The organism is Paenibacillus provencensis (genome assembly GCF_042678545.1).
Taxonomy (GTDB): Bacteria; Bacillota; Bacilli; order Paenibacillales; family Paenibacillaceae; genus Paenibacillus; species Paenibacillus provencensis.
This window is the reverse complement of record NZ_JBHTKX010000002.1, coordinates 390,397-406,182: the sequence shown is the minus strand read 5'-3', so window position 1 is coordinate 406,182 and position 15,786 is coordinate 390,397. Positions and strand designations below refer to the sequence as shown.

At 48.0% G+C, this 15,786-nt stretch carries 15 protein-coding genes and 1 riboswitch; all 15 genes read right to left on the bottom strand.

What is annotated here, in order from left to right:
* Nucleotides 1-238: 238 nt before the first annotated feature.
* The 15 genes from wecB to ACFQ3J_RS17975 all read right to left on the bottom strand — a co-directional run bounded on the left by wecB (nt 239) and on the right by ACFQ3J_RS17975 (nt 15,245).
* Nucleotides 239-1,393 carry a non-hydrolyzing UDP-N-acetylglucosamine 2-epimerase gene (gene wecB / locus ACFQ3J_RS18045; RefSeq protein ID WP_091160826.1) on the bottom strand — a complete coding sequence of 385 codons (1,155 nt, stop codon included), beginning with the start codon at nt 1,391-1,393 and terminating at the stop codon, nt 239-241.
* Nucleotides 1,394-1,429: 36 nt separating this feature from the next.
* Nucleotides 1,430-2,059: a uracil phosphoribosyltransferase gene (gene upp, locus ACFQ3J_RS18040; RefSeq protein WP_047912401.1), complete on the bottom strand. Its 630-nt coding sequence runs from the start codon at nt 2,057-2,059 to the stop codon at nt 1,430-1,432.
* Nucleotides 2,060-2,301: 242 nt separating this feature from the next.
* Nucleotides 2,302-3,549 carry a serine hydroxymethyltransferase gene (glyA, locus tag ACFQ3J_RS18035; RefSeq protein WP_251582895.1) on the bottom strand — a complete coding sequence of 416 codons (1,248 nt, stop codon included), beginning with the start codon at nt 3,547-3,549 and terminating at the stop codon, nt 2,302-2,304.
* Between the two features lie 40 nt (nt 3,550-3,589).
* The gene (locus tag ACFQ3J_RS18030; protein WP_251582897.1) at nt 3,590-4,186 is read right to left on the bottom strand and encodes a TIGR01440 family protein; all 597 of its coding nucleotides are present in this window, start codon (nt 4,184-4,186) and stop codon (nt 3,590-3,592) included.
* A 191-nt stretch (nt 4,187-4,377) separates the two neighbouring features.
* Nucleotides 4,378-4,460: riboswitch (ZMP/ZTP riboswitch) on the bottom strand.
* A 71-nt stretch (nt 4,461-4,531) separates the two neighbouring features.
* The gene (locus ACFQ3J_RS18025) at nt 4,532-5,104 is read right to left on the bottom strand and encodes a low molecular weight protein arginine phosphatase (protein WP_091160831.1); all 573 of its coding nucleotides are present in this window, start codon (nt 5,102-5,104) and stop codon (nt 4,532-4,534) included.
* Between the two features lie 116 nt (nt 5,105-5,220).
* Entirely contained in the window at nt 5,221-5,781 is a 561-nt protein-coding gene (locus tag ACFQ3J_RS18020; RefSeq protein ID WP_251582899.1) for a manganese efflux pump MntP, read from the bottom strand.
* Nucleotides 5,782-5,860: 79 nt separating this feature from the next.
* Complete coding sequence (locus ACFQ3J_RS18015) at nt 5,861-6,985, bottom strand: L-threonylcarbamoyladenylate synthase (protein ID WP_091160834.1); 1,125 nt, start codon at nt 6,983-6,985, stop codon at nt 5,861-5,863.
* 135 nt (nt 6,986-7,120) lie between these two features.
* On the bottom strand, nt 7,121-7,789 hold the full coding sequence (gene spoIIR, locus ACFQ3J_RS18010) for a stage II sporulation protein R (protein WP_091160835.1): 669 nt from the start codon (nt 7,787-7,789) through the stop codon (nt 7,121-7,123).
* Between the two features lie 247 nt (nt 7,790-8,036).
* Nucleotides 8,037-9,239, bottom strand: a complete 1,203-nt coding sequence (locus ACFQ3J_RS18005; protein ID WP_091160837.1) for an FtsW/RodA/SpoVE family cell cycle protein — start codon at nt 9,237-9,239, stop codon at nt 8,037-8,039.
* Between the two features lie 191 nt (nt 9,240-9,430).
* Nucleotides 9,431-10,318, bottom strand: coding sequence for a peptide chain release factor N(5)-glutamine methyltransferase (gene prmC, locus ACFQ3J_RS18000; RefSeq protein WP_251583179.1), 888 nt, complete (start codon nt 10,316-10,318; stop codon nt 9,431-9,433).
* 7 nt (nt 10,319-10,325) lie between these two features.
* The gene (gene prfA / locus ACFQ3J_RS17995) at nt 10,326-11,393 is read right to left on the bottom strand and encodes a peptide chain release factor 1 (RefSeq protein ID WP_091160840.1); all 1,068 of its coding nucleotides are present in this window, start codon (nt 11,391-11,393) and stop codon (nt 10,326-10,328) included.
* A 352-nt stretch (nt 11,394-11,745) separates the two neighbouring features.
* Nucleotides 11,746-12,846 (bottom strand): redox-regulated ATPase YchF, encoded by a 1,101-nt coding sequence (gene ychF, locus ACFQ3J_RS17990; protein ID WP_251582900.1) that lies wholly within the window; start codon nt 12,844-12,846, stop codon nt 11,746-11,748.
* Nucleotides 12,847-13,080: 234 nt separating this feature from the next.
* Nucleotides 13,081-13,557 carry a GNAT family N-acetyltransferase gene (locus ACFQ3J_RS17985; protein ID WP_244533596.1) on the bottom strand — a complete coding sequence of 159 codons (477 nt, stop codon included), beginning with the start codon at nt 13,555-13,557 and terminating at the stop codon, nt 13,081-13,083.
* Nucleotides 13,554-14,645: a type 2 isopentenyl-diphosphate Delta-isomerase gene (gene fni / locus ACFQ3J_RS17980; RefSeq protein WP_091160946.1), complete on the bottom strand. Its 1,092-nt coding sequence runs from the start codon at nt 14,643-14,645 to the stop codon at nt 13,554-13,556. Before fni ends, ACFQ3J_RS17985 begins: the two co-directional genes overlap by 4 nt.
* A gap of 369 nt (nt 14,646-15,014) precedes the next feature.
* Nucleotides 15,015-15,245: a hypothetical protein gene (locus ACFQ3J_RS17975; protein ID WP_091160844.1), complete on the bottom strand. Its 231-nt coding sequence runs from the start codon at nt 15,243-15,245 to the stop codon at nt 15,015-15,017.
* Nucleotides 15,246-15,786: the final 541 nt, after the last annotated feature.

The window sequence follows — 15,786 nt, the reverse complement described above, 5'->3', positions numbered from 1 at the left end:
CAAATTCTCGTTCTTCGCCAATACTCCGGAAAAAACGATGAATTATGCATCTGGCCTGTCCAATCCCAATTATCTTACTGAATGGGTAAACTGTTTGTCAATCGGTGGATTCCTTGCTCCAGCTGTGAAAAAGGCCTTGAAAAACAGTGAAAAAAACTCACAATATCTCTCAAAGCCGCGTAAACCGTACAGTTTAACTGTATGCTGTACTGTTCACTTCATCAGATAATAAAAATAATTATTTTTCGAATTTTCTGTGAAATTGCTCAGGACGCTCTTCTTTTTTGCCAAAATGGTGCAAAATCGCACTGACAATCCGTTCAGAAGCTCGTCCATCACCGAATGGATTCGCTGCTTCGCTCATGGATGCATACAGCTCCGAGTCGGTCAATAACGCCTTTGTTCTGGCATACACCTGCTCCTCGTTCGTGCCGACAAGCTCCAGTGTTCCCGCTTCAACACCCTCAGGTCTCTCCGTTGTATCACGAAGGACGAGGACAGGCACTCCATAAGACGGCGCTTCCTCCTGCATACCTCCTGAATCAGTAAGAATCAGATGCGTATGCGGATAGATATTGTGGAAATCCACGACGTCCAGCGGATCAATCAGCTTGATACGCGGGTGTCCGCCTAGAATTTCGTAGGCCGGCTCTTTGACCGCAGGACTCAGATGCACAGGATAGACAATGGCTACATCCTCAAACTCATCTGCGATGCGCTTGACGGCTCTGAATATGTTGCGGTGAGGCTCGCCTTGCGATTCACGGCGGTGAGCCGTCATTAGAATCAACCGCTTGCCTTCTGCAAATTCGAGCACCGGATGTGTGTAATCATCCCGTACCGTATATTGAAACACATCGGTGACCGTATTGCCTGTGACGTATACACTTGACTCCGGCTTATTTTCTCGTAGGAGATTGTTCGCAGACATATCTGTCGGGGCAAAATGCAAGTCTGCAAGCACACCTGTCAGCTGTCGGTTCATCTCCTCAGGGAACGGTGAGCGCTTGTTCCACGTACGAAGACCTGCTTCAACATGCCCGACTTTGATCTGCTGCAAGAATGCCGCATAGCTGGCAAGGAATGTTGTCAGGGTATCTCCATGAACCAGCACAATGTCCGGTTTTGCTTCCTGCAGAACCGGCTCAAGTCCTTGAAGGACTCTTACAGTAATTTCGTTCAGCGTCTGGCGGTCCTTCATGACATCCAGATCGTAATCCGGTGTAATGTTGAACACTTCCAGTACTTGATCCAGCATCTGACGATGCTGAGCAGTCACACATACAATTGATTCGATTTCATCAGGATGACGTTCCAGTTCTAAAATAAGCGGCGCCATCTTGATCGCTTCCGGGCGGACTCCGAAAACCGTCATAACTTTAATCTTCGACATTTCGCGTTTGAGCCCCTTTGCATTCAAATTGATTTCTTATTTCGTACCGTACAAGCGGTCTCCTGCATCACCAAGACCAGGAATAATATAGCCGTGATCATCCAGGCCTTCATCGAGTGCAGCCACATAAATGTCCACATCCGGATGCGCATCGTGAACGGCTTTGACACCTTCCGGTGCAGCAACCAGGTTCATCATCTTGATCTGAGTGCAGCCACGCTTCTTCAGCACATCAATAGCCGCAATCGCAGAGCCGCCTGTTGCCAGCATCGGATCGATTACGATAAGCTCGCGTTCCGTTACATCCGTAGGAAGCTTCGTATAGTACTCTACAGGCTGCAAAGTCTCAGGGTCGCGGAACAGACCAACATGGCCTACTTTGGCAGCAGGAATCAATTTCACGACACCATCAAGCATACCAAGCCCAGCACGCAGAATGGGGATAAGTCCCAGCATACGTCCTGAGATGACCTTGCCTTCTGTCTCGGCTACAGGTGTCTGTACAGTTATGGTTTCGAGCGGAATATCGCGTGTTATTTCGTATGCCATTAAAGTAGCGACTTCATCTACGAGTTCACGAAAATCCTTAGTGTTCGTGCGCATGTCACGAATAATTGTCAATTTGTGTTGAATCAACGGGTGATCACATACCACCAATTTTCCCATTGCTTGTCCCTCCGGTAGGTTCTTCATTCTTCATCAACAGCCCCCATTATAAGAAATGATAGACAGGCAAGTCGATAAATCCTGTATATTATATCATTCCCTATCCTTAAAATGCACCTTCATTGGCTGTGCACTTCTAACATTATAAAAAAAGACCGGATCTACTGTGATAGCAGTCCGGTCCTTTGTTTTAGAAAATAGCCGAGTCAGCTAATTCTTAGTATGGGAAATTTTATATGGTTTTAGTACTTTAGTTCTGGGTAAAGCGGGAATTTGTCAGTTAATGCAGTTACTTGTCGTTTTGCCTCTTCCAGCACGGTTGCGTCCTGAGCGTTTTTCAGTGTCTTGGCAATGATTTTACCGATTTCGACCATCGCTTCTTCGTTCATGCCGCGTGAAGTTGCTGCAGGCGTACCGATACGAATACCGCTCGTTACAAACGGACTTGTAGGATCAAACGGAATCGCATTTTTGTTGACCGTAATACCGATGGAATCAAGCACATGCTCGGCATCTTTACCTGTGATGTTGATATTTCGGGTATCGATCAGCATCAAGTGGTTGTCCGTACCGCCGGACACGATGTTCAGACCTTCTGCAATCAAAGTTTCAGCAAGAACTTGAGCATTCTTCACTACATTTTGCGCATACGTTTTGAAGGATGGCTGAAGTGCTTCGCCGAGGGCAACAGCTTTGGCAGCAATAACATGCATCAGAGGTCCGCCCTGACTGCCTGGGAATACGGCTTTATCGATCGCAGCAGCCCATGGCTTGCGAGTAAGAATCATACCGCCGCGTGGTCCGCGAAGCGTCTTATGTGTAGTCGTCGTTACAAAATGAGCATGAGGCACCGGATTCGGGTGCAGACCTGCCGCCACAAGACCCGCAATATGAGCCATATCCACCATGAACAAGGCACCCACATCGTTTGCAATGCTTGCAAGTGCTTCAAAATCAATTGTGCGCGGATAAGCACTTGCACCTGCCACGATCAGACGAGGGCGATGCTTAAATGCAGCTTTGCGAACTTCGTTGTAGTCGATGCGGAATGTATCTTCCTGCACGCCATAGGCAACAAAGTTATATAGAAGACCGGATGCATTAACCGGGCTGCCGTGAGTCAAATGACCGCCATGCGCAAGATTCATCCCGAGCACCGTGTCTCCCGGTTTGAGTGCAGCAAGGTATACGGCCATGTTCGCCTGTGCTCCGGAATGCGGCTGAACGTTTACATGTTCTGCACCAAACAATTCTTTGGCACGCTCACGAGCGATATCTTCGACGATATCAACATGCTCACAGCCGCCGTAGTAACGTTTGCCAGGGTAACCTTCAGCATATTTATTCGTAAGTACAGAACCCATCGCTTCAATTACCGCTTCGGAGACGATATTCTCTGAGGCGATAAGCTCGATATTGTTTTGCTGACGTTTCAATTCCAATCCCATCGCATTTAGTACTGCCGGGTCTGCTTTGCGCAATTGATCCATAACTTGAATTCCTCCCATATCATATCTGTTTTTAGAATTATCAATCACAAGTTGAAGTGTTGCTGATAACATCAAGCTGGTACACCGCACGTTCTCCACCAATGAGCTTCGGTCTCGACAATGCGGTAGTCACCCGTGCTTCTCCAATATAACGCCTTGCTGTACGGTAAGGAACTGCAACCCTTCTCATATGCATGCCGATGAGCGTCTCACCGATATCCATACCCGCATGTGCTTCAATCGTTTCGGCAAGGCATGGTTCTTGCAGGGAGCGATAAGCCGCTGCTGCCATGGAGCCTCCTGCCTTCGGAACCGGTACGGCAGACACTTCCGTCAGTCCAAGCCGTTCAAGCAGTGAACGCTCCAGCACCAGAGCGCGGTTCAAATGCTCGCAGCACTGAACAGCAACCTCGAAACCGTAAGCATCCCTCACTTCATTAATACCTTGAAGCAATGCCTGTGCAATCTCTAAGGCTCCGGCTGTTCCGATACGCTTACCTGCCACCTCACTTGTACTGGTACCGATGACTACAACTTTACCTGGCCCAAGCTTCCCTTCTTTCGCAAGCTCTCCCAGCACTTCAGCTGTCTGGGCCGTAATATCATCCGCTTCAGGGTGACTGCTGTTCTGTTCCATAGCCTAATGAACCCCTTCCGTTTGTGACAAATAAAACGATCGCAAGAAAGAGTTGTTCACTCATGAGAATCGTCTAATTCGCCCTATTTTGCGATCTGCCAAGATCATTTAAGTCTTATTATACCGAAAATTTAGCGAAATACGAAAAAAGAGCAGTCTCCCACACAAGTATACCTTGCGTGCAAGAAATGCTCTTTTGCCCAGGCGACCGGCCGTTATCTCCGATGCTCCATCGTGGTTTAATCCACACTTGTCGCCAGTTACACCGGAATCTCATTTATCTTCTTCATCATAGAACATCAGATGTTAGAAATCAACCACTTCTAAAGCTCTTTGTCAAAAAAATCAGCTGAGTTTATCCAGCACACGTTCAACAGCAGAACGGATCTCCGCCGCCGTTATATCATAATCTTCTCTGCTGCCGCCAAATGGGTCCGAAATATCAAAGCTTGGAATCCGCTGCTGAATTTCAATAATACGCTGCCGATCCGAAGCGAGCAGTTCCTGTCCAAGCGCACGCTTCATTTCCCATTCTGCATACAACCGATCCAGCTCCTTAAGATCAGCCAGGACTATTGGATCATCTTCTGCATATTCCTTCAGCGTGTAGATTTTGTCAGCACAATCTGGATAATGATGAATGACATGCTGCTTATGTGTTCCCGTTAAGGTTAATATGAGATCTGCCCATTGAACCAAATCGTGATTTATCAAGGATGAAGTTATTACATCTTGAATATCATGATCCTTCAGCACTGCAGCTGCATGACGAGAGATCGTACTCCCATCTATCGCTGATACTCCTGCGGATCGAACTTCTACTTGAATACCTCTTGAAGCGGCTGCTTTGCGAAATAATCCCTCTGCCATCGGGCTGCGGCAAGTATTGCCTGTACATACGAATAGAATATTCTTCATATTATCACCTCCGTCGTCTGTATACCTGGATGAAAACCCGCTGTAACTTTAGTTCCCTATGAGATGATTTCTATTGTATGATGCTTTGGCTCAATATGCAAAAGAGAACAAACAAGCTAAAAGATAAACAGCATGCCAAAAGCAAGCAATATGGCCCCTCCTACAGCTTCTCCGTATTCACCCAGGTTACGGCTTACTCTTCTGCCAATCAATAGACCCACCATGGACATCACAAAACCACAGATGCCGAAGGCAATGATGGTCAGCCATAAATCACTCTTAAACATACCGAGTGTTACACCGACGGAGAAGGAATCAATACTGACACTGACTGCAAAGATCATCGTCCCGGCAAACGTCCGGTGGTCCATGAAATTTGACTCTCCAGGTCTCAAGGCGTTAAATATCATATGCGCACCGAGTGCAAGAAGCAGACCTCCTGCTGCGTATGAAGTAATCTGACCAAGAAAGGAGCTGACATATTGTCCTGTGTAGAAACCAATCAAAGGCATGAGAATATGGAACAGTGATATCAACAAGCTTAGCCGAAGCACATGCAGAAGCCGAATCCCCTTCATGCCTATTCCGATTCCCAGCGAAAATGCATCCATTCCTAGAGCAACAGCCATAATCATAATCGTGATAAGATGGCCGAGTTCAGCAGGTGCGACCAGCATTCATTCATACCCCCATGTTCACTTTAAGTCTTGTACACGATATGCGGACAAGAAGTAAAACATGACAAGTATGAGGTTCTTACGTCACATGGATGATCTGATGTCCTGCTGCTTTTAACAGGCGATTCATAATCGCCGCACCAAGTCCTTCTGAAGGACATGCCTCAGCCAGAATATAGGATGCGCCAATCTCATCACAGCTTCGCAGTGCGGCATACAGCAGATGAGCTCCCTCAGCCAGCCGCTCCATACTGCCCAGCGAGAACAAGCCATCTGCCTGATACTGATCGATATGCTCACTAAAGGCCAGAACTGCAGTTATCTCCCCTTGTTCCTTGGCTTCATGGAGCCTGCTTGCAATATAATCCTTTACTTTAGAAGCATCCCCATCGACGATGCAGAGCGAACCTTTGGGTGCATAGTGCGTGTATTTCATACCCGGTGAACGCGGAGCAATCAGGCCCTCATTGTTACCCGCTGCAAGACCCGGGTCCATGCGCACCTCGGAAGCAACCGTCCTTAGCTGTTCTTCCGTAATTCCACCAGGACGCAGAATCGTAACCGTTCCATCAGCATCAGCTTGTACAACCGTCGATTCCACCCCCACACCGGTAGCCCCGCCGTCCACAATCCCCTCAATACGTCCATCCAGATCAGCTTGAACATGCTCGGCCAGCGTCGGACTTGGTCTTCCCGAGCGATTCGCACTTGGAGCTGCGACAGGACAGCCTGCCAAGGCCAGCAGCTGCAGAGCCACAGGATGATCCGGCATTCGGACGCCGACCGTATCTAGCCCGGCAGTAACCCGCGCTGACAAGACTTCTGGCTTAAGCGGTAAAATAATCGTCAAAGGTCCCGGCCAATAAGCATTCATTAATGCTTCAGACAATTCATTTATTTCACTCACAAACTCGCTCAGCTGCTCGCGATTCGCGATATGTACAATCAGTGGATTGTCCGAAGGTCTTCCTTTGGCTTCAAACACGGCTTCCACCGCTGTCGTATTCCTTGCATCGGCACCCAGCCCGTACACCGTCTCTGTAGGAAACGCAACAATGAAACCGTCCCGAAGGAGCTTCGCGGCTTCTTCCAGATGTTCCATCGCTTGTATCGTATTTTGTTCCTGCCAACCGCCCTGGTCACTGCTGTTCTGCTGCGACACCTGCCAATAAGAGGTCTTTTTTTTATTTGAATCCATTGTCATTTGTAATCATCCAGTCTCATTCTTTGTATTCGTTAAATTGTTTATAGTATATCACAGGTTGTCGAGATTCCTGTTCATTCCAATGCCATCTGACGGACCCCATCCAGAACTATATTCCTCGTTGATCGTTATCAGTTAAGCAAACATGCTGCCTGCCCAGTTCCACACTTTAACCAATAAATCCCATAAGAAAAATCGGACTTGCGGCTCAGAAGAGCCCTCTGCAGCAGCTACCTCTGTGGTTTGATCATCTCTATCCGTTGAAATTGCTGCATCTGCTGCATCCTTATCCGCAAGATCGCCGTTGCTGCCGCCTACAAAGCATAGAGGAGGAAACAATACACACCACCAATTTTGTCCTTCGCCTTCACCGAGCGTAATTCGAACCGCTTCATAATCACCTGCCGGATAGATCAGCTTGCCGTACATCTTTGTCGGAAAAGGAACGACCGCCAGCTCTACATTATAATCATAATTCAGTCCGCGAGCTGCAAGCTCCTCGCCTACCAATTCTTTTAACTGAGGAATATGCTCTTGAACCATGGCTCTTGCCTGATTCAGACTATTTGGATTATCGAGCTCGGGGACCCACTCATTCATCTGCATGACGACAGCATCCCGAATCTCTCTTTTGACGAGCTGGTCACCGGGCATATCGGAATTCGCCAGTATTCGCAGCCGGATGGACTCCTGCGGAATGAGTGTTTGATGTAGCGCAGCATCCATCTTTTGACCTTCCCAGCTCATCATGACAATCATCATTACCACCACGATCATTAGAAACTGCTTCATACTCTTCCGCATGCCCCGTCTCCCCCTCAACCAATGTTCTTCATGTCTATCAGTATGTCCCCATTTACTAGAGTTAAACCTAGCAATTGAAATTTTTAAGAGATTAAATCGATAGAGTTCATAGAATGGTTAAGTGAGCATTTGTGAATATAGAAAAAGAAGTACAGCCTGTGCAGAGCAATTCTCCCGCCCGCAGTCCGTACTTCTCTAATTGATACTTAATATTGTAACGCTCTGCTTCTAATCGCAGTCATCATACCTAGGCTCTTGCTTCCTTGCGGCTAAAAGAGCGTTTCTTCTGCTCGTTATTGGAAGGAGACGGTATATCATCATCGATCTCCTGTCCGTGCACCCGAATACTCATGATTAAGCCGATACTTGCCATATTGATCATGAGCGATGTCCCCCCGTAGCTGATGAAGGGGAGCGTAATTCCAGTGAGCGGCATGATCCCAATGAAGGCACCGATATTGACAAATACCTGATACAAATACATCGCCACCACGCCAACAATAATGTAAGGCCCGGTCCTCTCCTTTGTCTCCAGTGCTATCAAGATCATTCGGTGAATCAATATAAAGTACAGCAGTAATAGTACCGAGGAACCCACAAACCCGAATTCTTCGGCAATCAGGACAAATATGGAGTCGGAGTAGGTGTAAGGGACCCGTCCGGATTGAACAGAGGAGCCGTCCATGAAACCTTTACCCGTAATCCCGCCAGAACCAATGGCGAGCTTGGCATTATCGGTGTGCCAGGAGGCTTTGGCTGTCGCCTTCTCGGGAACGAGCCAAGGGTCAAGACGTTCTGCCCAGTGGGTACGTCCCAATTTATCCAGGTAATCGTAGATGGAGTCATGATATACGGTATACAGCTTGATGCCGCCGCCTATAACAACTGCTACAATAACAAAACCAATGAGCGCATGAGACGCTTTAACATTCCCGATCCACAATAGGGCAATCAGAATGACAACATAGGCCAGCGCGTTCCCAAGGTCATTCTGTAGCATGACAAGGGCAAACGGCAAAAAAGTCAGAAGGCCGATCGGCACGACGTCTTTCCAGAAATCCAGCTTCGACTTGTCTCGCTTAATAAGCACAGAGGCGAGGAAAATAACCAATACCAGCTTAAAGAGCTCTGCCGGCTGAATAGACAACGGTCCGAGCTGAATCCAGCCGGTCGCATTATTCAAGTTGCTTCCGAAGAAGTTCGCTGCAAGCAGTGTAGCTAGTCCGAAGAAATAGATATACAAAGCATATTTGACCAACAGCCGATAATCGACCAGCGTAATTGCAAACAGTGCCGCAAAGCCAAGCACATAATAAGCCAGCATCCGAAGATGATGACCTTCTAAATTGGTGCCGTGCGTTGCACTGTACAAGCTCATGATACTAATGACCATAAGCAGGCAGATGATGACCAGGATGGAAGCATCCATCTTTTTAAACTTCTGCAGCATGAATCCGTCCCCCTAAAACGCGCCCCATCAGCGCTATTCAACAACCTTTCGCATTCAATAATTCTGTCTTTAATATCCGACCTGAAACATTAAATTCGACATAATATTACACACTTCATCTATTGTAAGGGATAGTTTCGGAAAAAGAAAACCAAGAGGGATTACAATTTCGTAATCCCTTTAATCGATCCCTATCCCTTATTCTGAATCCCTATTACATGACGGTCAATTCCGGCGAGGTCCGGCACAATCTTGATTTCATCCCAGTGGCCGGCCTTGCGCAGCAGCTCGGCTACATCCTCCGCCTGGCCTTGGCCAAGCTCGAAGCCAATAAGCCGCGGAGGCGCAGCGAGCAAGGCTAGCTGCGCCATCATGGTCCGGTACGGGCCGAGCCCATCCGGACCTCCGTCCAGCGCAGTGCGCGGCTCATGCTCGCGCACCTCACGCTGCAGCCCGGCGATATCATCCGCCGGGATATAGGGAGGGTTCGACACCAGAATGTCGACCCTCTCCCCCGCGAAGGGCGCGAGCAAATCGCCCTCGCGAAACCGTACGGCTGCGCCGTTCGCCGCTGCATTCTGTGCAGCAACGGCAAGCGCCTCTGGGCTGATGTCGCTTGCTTCAACATGCCAGCCCGTCCGCTTCACCGCCAGCGTCACCGCAATCGCGCCGCTGCCTGTGCCAATATCTGCGGCCAGCGGTGTTCCGCCTGGCCACAGTCTGTCGCCGTGCAGCATAACGGCTTCGACGAGCAGCTCGGTCTCAGGCCTCGGAATCAGCACGGCGGGACTTACCCTAAACGGCAGGCCGTAGAACTCCTGCCGCCCTATAATATACTGGGCCGGTTCCCCCCGGCCCTTACGATTCACGGCCTCTTCGTATGCCGGAATCTGCTCTACCGGAAAAGCTTCCGGCAGAGCCATATAATAAGCAGCCCCCTCGAGCTTAAGAACGTACTCCAGCAGCAAACGTGCATTATTCTGCGGCTCCAGCACACCACAGTCTTCTAAAAAAGAGGAAGCCTTAAGAAAGGCTTCCCGATTGCTGCTTCCTTGCGGCAGTTCAAAATGCAACCGCATCAAAGCTTTATTCCCCTTTTTCCATGAGTTCTGCCTGCTCTGCGATCGTCAGAGCTGACAGAATTTCTTCAATCTCTCCGTTCATCACTTGATCCAGTCTATGCATGGTTAGACCGATCCGATGATCCGTTACACGGCTCTGCGGGAAGTTGTATGTGCGAATCCGTTCACTGCGATCGCCCGTACCGACTTTGCTCTTCCGCTCACCTGCATATTTTGCTTCTTCCTCTTGGCGCATCATATCGAAGATACGTGTGCGCAGCACTTGAAGTGCTTTTTCCTTATTCGAGTTCTGAGACTTGCCGTCCTGACAAGTAGCTACAATTCCGGTAGGAACATGCGTTACCCGTACCGCCGATTTTGTCGTGTTGACGGACTGTCCGCCTGCACCACTGGAGCAGAACGTATCGACGCGAATATCCTTATCATGAATTTCAATGTCAAGGTCCTCTGCCTCAGGCATAACTGCTACTGTAGATGTGGAGGTGTGAATCCGTCCGCCGGATTCCGTCGCAGGAATACGCTGTACGCGGTGAGCACCGCTCTCGTATTTCATTTTGCTGTAAGCGCCGCGGCCATTAATCATGAAGATAACCTCTTTGAATCCGCCAAGATCACTTTCGTTCACGTCCATCAGCTCGACTCTCCAGCCTTGGGATTCCGCATAGCGCGTATACATCCGGTAGAGATCTGCAGCGAACAGCGCAGCCTCGTCTCCGCCTGCCGCACCACGGATCTCGACGATCACGTTCTTGTCATCGTTCGGATCTTTCGGCAGGAGCAGAATACGAATCTTCTCCTCAAGTTCCTGCTGGCGGGGAGCCAGCTCATCAATCTCCATCTTCACCATTTCACGCATCTCATCGTCAAGCTTCTCGTTCAGCATTTGTTTAGCTGCATCCAGCTCTTCAACGACGGTCTTATATTCTGTATAAGCCTCATATGCAGGCTGCAAATCCGATTGTTCCTTCGAATAATCTCTCAGCTTCTTGCTGTCACTGGCCACATCCGGGTCGCAGAGCAGCTCACTAAGCTTCTCATAACGATCCACAAGGGCTTGTAAACGATCCAACATAGTAATCACCTCTTCTTAAGCATCTTTCATATTCGTTCGTATCCGACATTATATTATAAGGTTCAAAAGGTTGTATGAGGATATCGCTACAACGTCATCAATCCTTTGTCATTATTAAAATCATACGTTATACATACAGACTCGTCATATACAGCAAGACACCGCTCAATCACCGGGCAGCTGCAAAATATCTATCAATTAACAACAAGTCTGTTCGACTCTTTATTATATCATACGGCAAAGCGCTTGAGAAGATACTGCTGTGAGGATGTTTGGGGGAATACTGCTGTCTGTGGTTTCAGATAAAAAAATCCCCGCCTTTCCAATAAGGAAAGACAGGGTCCCTTCATGATTAAACGTTAAAACGGAAATGCATTACATCGCCATCCTGCACGATGTATTCTTTACCTTCCAGTCTCAGCTGACCACGTTCCTTCGCTCCGTTCATGGAGCCTGCCGCCATCAGATCATCGTAGGATACAACCTCGGCGCGGATGAACCCGCGTTCGAAGTCAGAGTGGATCACACCCGCTGCGCCAGGCGCTTTCGTTCCTTTGCGGATTGTCCAAGCTCGAACTTCTTGAACACCTGCAGTGAAGTAAGTGTACAGACCGAGGAGGCGATACGCAGCCTTGATTAGACGGTTAAGACCGGATTCCTCAAGCCCCAGCTCTTCAAGGAACATTTCCTTGTCTTCCCCTTCAAGCTCGGCAATCTCGGCTTCCACTTTGGCACTGATCGGTACAACTTCAGCATGTTCCGCTGCTGCAAAGTCCTTCACTTGCAGCACATACGGATTCTCGTCCGCAGTAGACACTTCACCCTCACTAACGTTTGCCGCATATAGTACAGGCTTCATTGTAAGCAGGTGAAGATCGCGAACAACGAGACGCTCGTCTTCTGTCAGCTCCAGGCTACGCGCCGGTTTGTCTTCATACAGCACTTCCTTCAGCTTCTCCAGAACTTCAACTTCCTGAGTGCCCTGCTTGTTGCCGCCCTTCATATTCTTGCGGGCACGATCAATACGCTTCTCGACACTCTCGATATCAGCCAGAATCAGCTCAAGATTGATCGTTTGAATATCCGATATCGGATCTACCTTGCCATCAACATGTGTGATATTCTCATCTTCAAAACAACGTACAACATGCACAATCGCATCTACTTCGCGAATATGAGCCAGGAACTTGTTGCCGAGCCCTTCACCCTTACTCGCACCGCGAACAAGCCCTGCAATGTCGACGAATTCAAATGCCGTAGGCACGGTCTTGTTCGGTTGTACCAGCTCTGTAAGTTTGTCCAGACGCTCATCAGGAACCTCAACCACACCGACATTTGGATCAATCGTACAGAAAGGATAGTTCGCGCTCTCCGCACCTGCCTGGGTAATCGCATTAAAAAGAGTCGACTTTCCTACGTTTGGAAGTCCGACAATCCCTGCTTTCAAAGCCATGTATTCCTACAACTCCTCAAATAAATATTTGTTTGCAGCGTGTTCGCTGAAAAGAACGCATTTCATAATGTTATATAAACGAAGATATCATGAAATTCATTCGAATGAATGCAATTTACGAGTATAAACTTTCGTGACAATCCCACTAATTATATATGAGATGCCAAAGGGCATCAAGACAAGAAGCGCTTAAGTCCTCTGCTTCCACATTATTTCCTGATCGTATGAAGCAGCCTACAATTCCTTATACATGGTGATGCTCTTGGTATCATAGCCCATTTTCATATACAGTCTCTTAGCCCGGTCATTATGACCAAATACATGAAGTCCGATCCGTTCAGCATGAAATTTGCGAGCTTCCCTCTCCAGCAGCTCCATCGTCTGTGTGCCGTAGCCCTTGCCCTGATATTCCTCGGCTATATGTATGTCATACAGAAAAGCCTCTCTTACTCCATTTCGCAAGTAGATATTAAACCAAATAAATCCGACGACCTGTCCAACTCCTGCACTTGAATCAATCAGATTGTAGAAATAGGCATCCGGGGTAAGATAGCCGTCCGGGAGAATCCGGTGCATGTCCTCGAATGCCCGGCTCTCGGCATTCTCAGGCAGCCAGGTCCCGGCAATAATCTTCTCATGAGCATATTCTTTCAATGTAAAGGACATAAACTTCTCGTACTCCAATTCATTCATTGCATTAAGCTCAATCACGATCCAATCCACCTTCCTGACTGATTCAATGTTTTAATGAGTCTTGATGTACCCTGAAGTTCTGCAATAGTTCTTGCGCCTATACCAAACATGGCAGCACGCAGCTCGAATTCGACCTGTGCCAGCCTCTGATGAAGCGCCTCCTCTGAATGGACTGCGGATTCAAGCAAGGATCTCCCGAACCCCGCCAGGTCTGCACCTAGTCCAAGCGCTTTGGCAGCATCTACTCCATTAGTCAGCCCGCCACTCCCAATTAACGCCTTGGCCGGATTGTACTCTCGAACCTCCAGGATGCAATCACTGGTAGGAATTCCCCAATCGGCAAAAGCTTCTGCTGCGGCTCGGCGCATCGGATCCTGATTGCGGTACTTCTCCACCTGAATCCAGCTTGTCCCTCCTGCTCCGGCAACATCAATAAATGAAACCCCGGCCGAATATAGCCGGGCTGCAGTACTACCATCAATTCCCCAGCCCACTTCCTTAACGCCGACCGGAACCTCAAGCTTCTTGCATAGAGCTTCAATTCGCTGCAGCAGGCTGCTAAAATCAGTGTTTCCTTCCGGCTGAAATACCTCCTGCAGACTGTTCAGATGAAGCACCAGCATGGATGCACCTGCGATGTCTACTGCCCGCTGACAGGCCTCTGCGCCAAAGCCGTAATTCAGCTGCACAGCTCCCAGATTCGCAATGACAGGTATAGTAGGCGCAAATCTTCGTACAGCAAAGGTATCACTAAGCTCTGGCTTCTCAACTGCTGCACGTATAGAACCGACACCGAGTGACCAGCCTCTGGCTTCTGCTGCTGCAGCAAGACGTTCATTTATTAAGCCTGTTGTCTTGCTTCCACCGGTCATGGAGCTGATCAGCAGCGGCGTACGCAGCTCTTCTCCTAGAAAGGTGGCAGCCAGACTGATATCTGAGAAGTTAAGCTCGGGCAGCGCCAAATGACGGAATCGATAATTCTCTAATCCGGTGGATATTCCCTGACCGTTCACATCCTCATTCAGGCATAACCTGACATGCTCCATTTTCCGTTCCCCGGTTGGAATCTCAGGCAGCAGATGCTCGCTAACCCGAAATTCATTCATGTTCTTCTTATCATCATGATCCTGATCGGGTCTTTTCTGCATTCTCTCTCTTCCCCTCTCATCGTTTCAAAGAGTTGTGAGATTAATTCACATTCTATATTATCCTGATCTATTATAACGAAATGAGTACATCTTATCGATATGACCTACAGCGAAGATTTTCCCGGAGGAGCCCGTGTCAGGTCCAGCACAGAAGGGTTATGTATATAGATAGAAGGATCTGTTAACAGCGTTTAGTGTACGGTCATCTCATCAACATTCTTCCGATAATCCGCTGCAAAATGAACAGAATGATGAGCCAGATCAATCTTTTTATTCAGAGCATAGCGCCTGAAACAAGAATACTTCTTGTTTCGAATTTTCTCGTATCTATACTATATAGGAGAGAATTGTAAAGGTACCCGGGCAATCCCAAGCAGACATACCTAGATATTTCGCCTGAAAAGTGAAGCCCCAGAAAAGACGTTCATCGTTGAAGTAACGGGATAATCTTCCGTACACGGTATCGTTCAAATGCAAATAAGGCAGAGCTTTGACTGCACCTGATTTAAGATAATCTGTCAGCTTGCCAAGAGTATAGAGCGGGTCGAGCTGCTGCATATCTACATAACCCTTGAGCGAACGTCCGCCTGTGTGAACATCTCTTCAATTAAATGAGGCATCATCCAAGAAAGTAGCACCTTGATCAAACTTATAATCCCCGAGGGATCGTCTTGCAGAACGCCCCCCGATTACAGACTGCTTCTCATACTACATCCACTTCATAGCCTTGCCCTGATAACAGCATCGTTGCTGCCAAACCGCCGGGCCCTGCTTCAATAACACTGGCTTGCTTGTTCTTATGTACAGGCATCGTATTAGGCACACCTTTTTATGTATTTATTAAGATTGGCGGTTATGCTAGACAATATTCATAGACTTTCCAAAATATACTCTCTAAAGATATATAACCAAATTATTTACACCGGTAGGTTAATTATTGATTTGCATTAAATGAAGATAAAGTACCGTTATTATACACAAACCAAACACCCTTGTCGATGTATCTACCACAAGTAAGCCTGCTGATTTGCTTCATCCCTCGTATGTTAGTGTTAATAATGTGCAGGATATAGAAATCCTGATTCGTCACTCATCATCT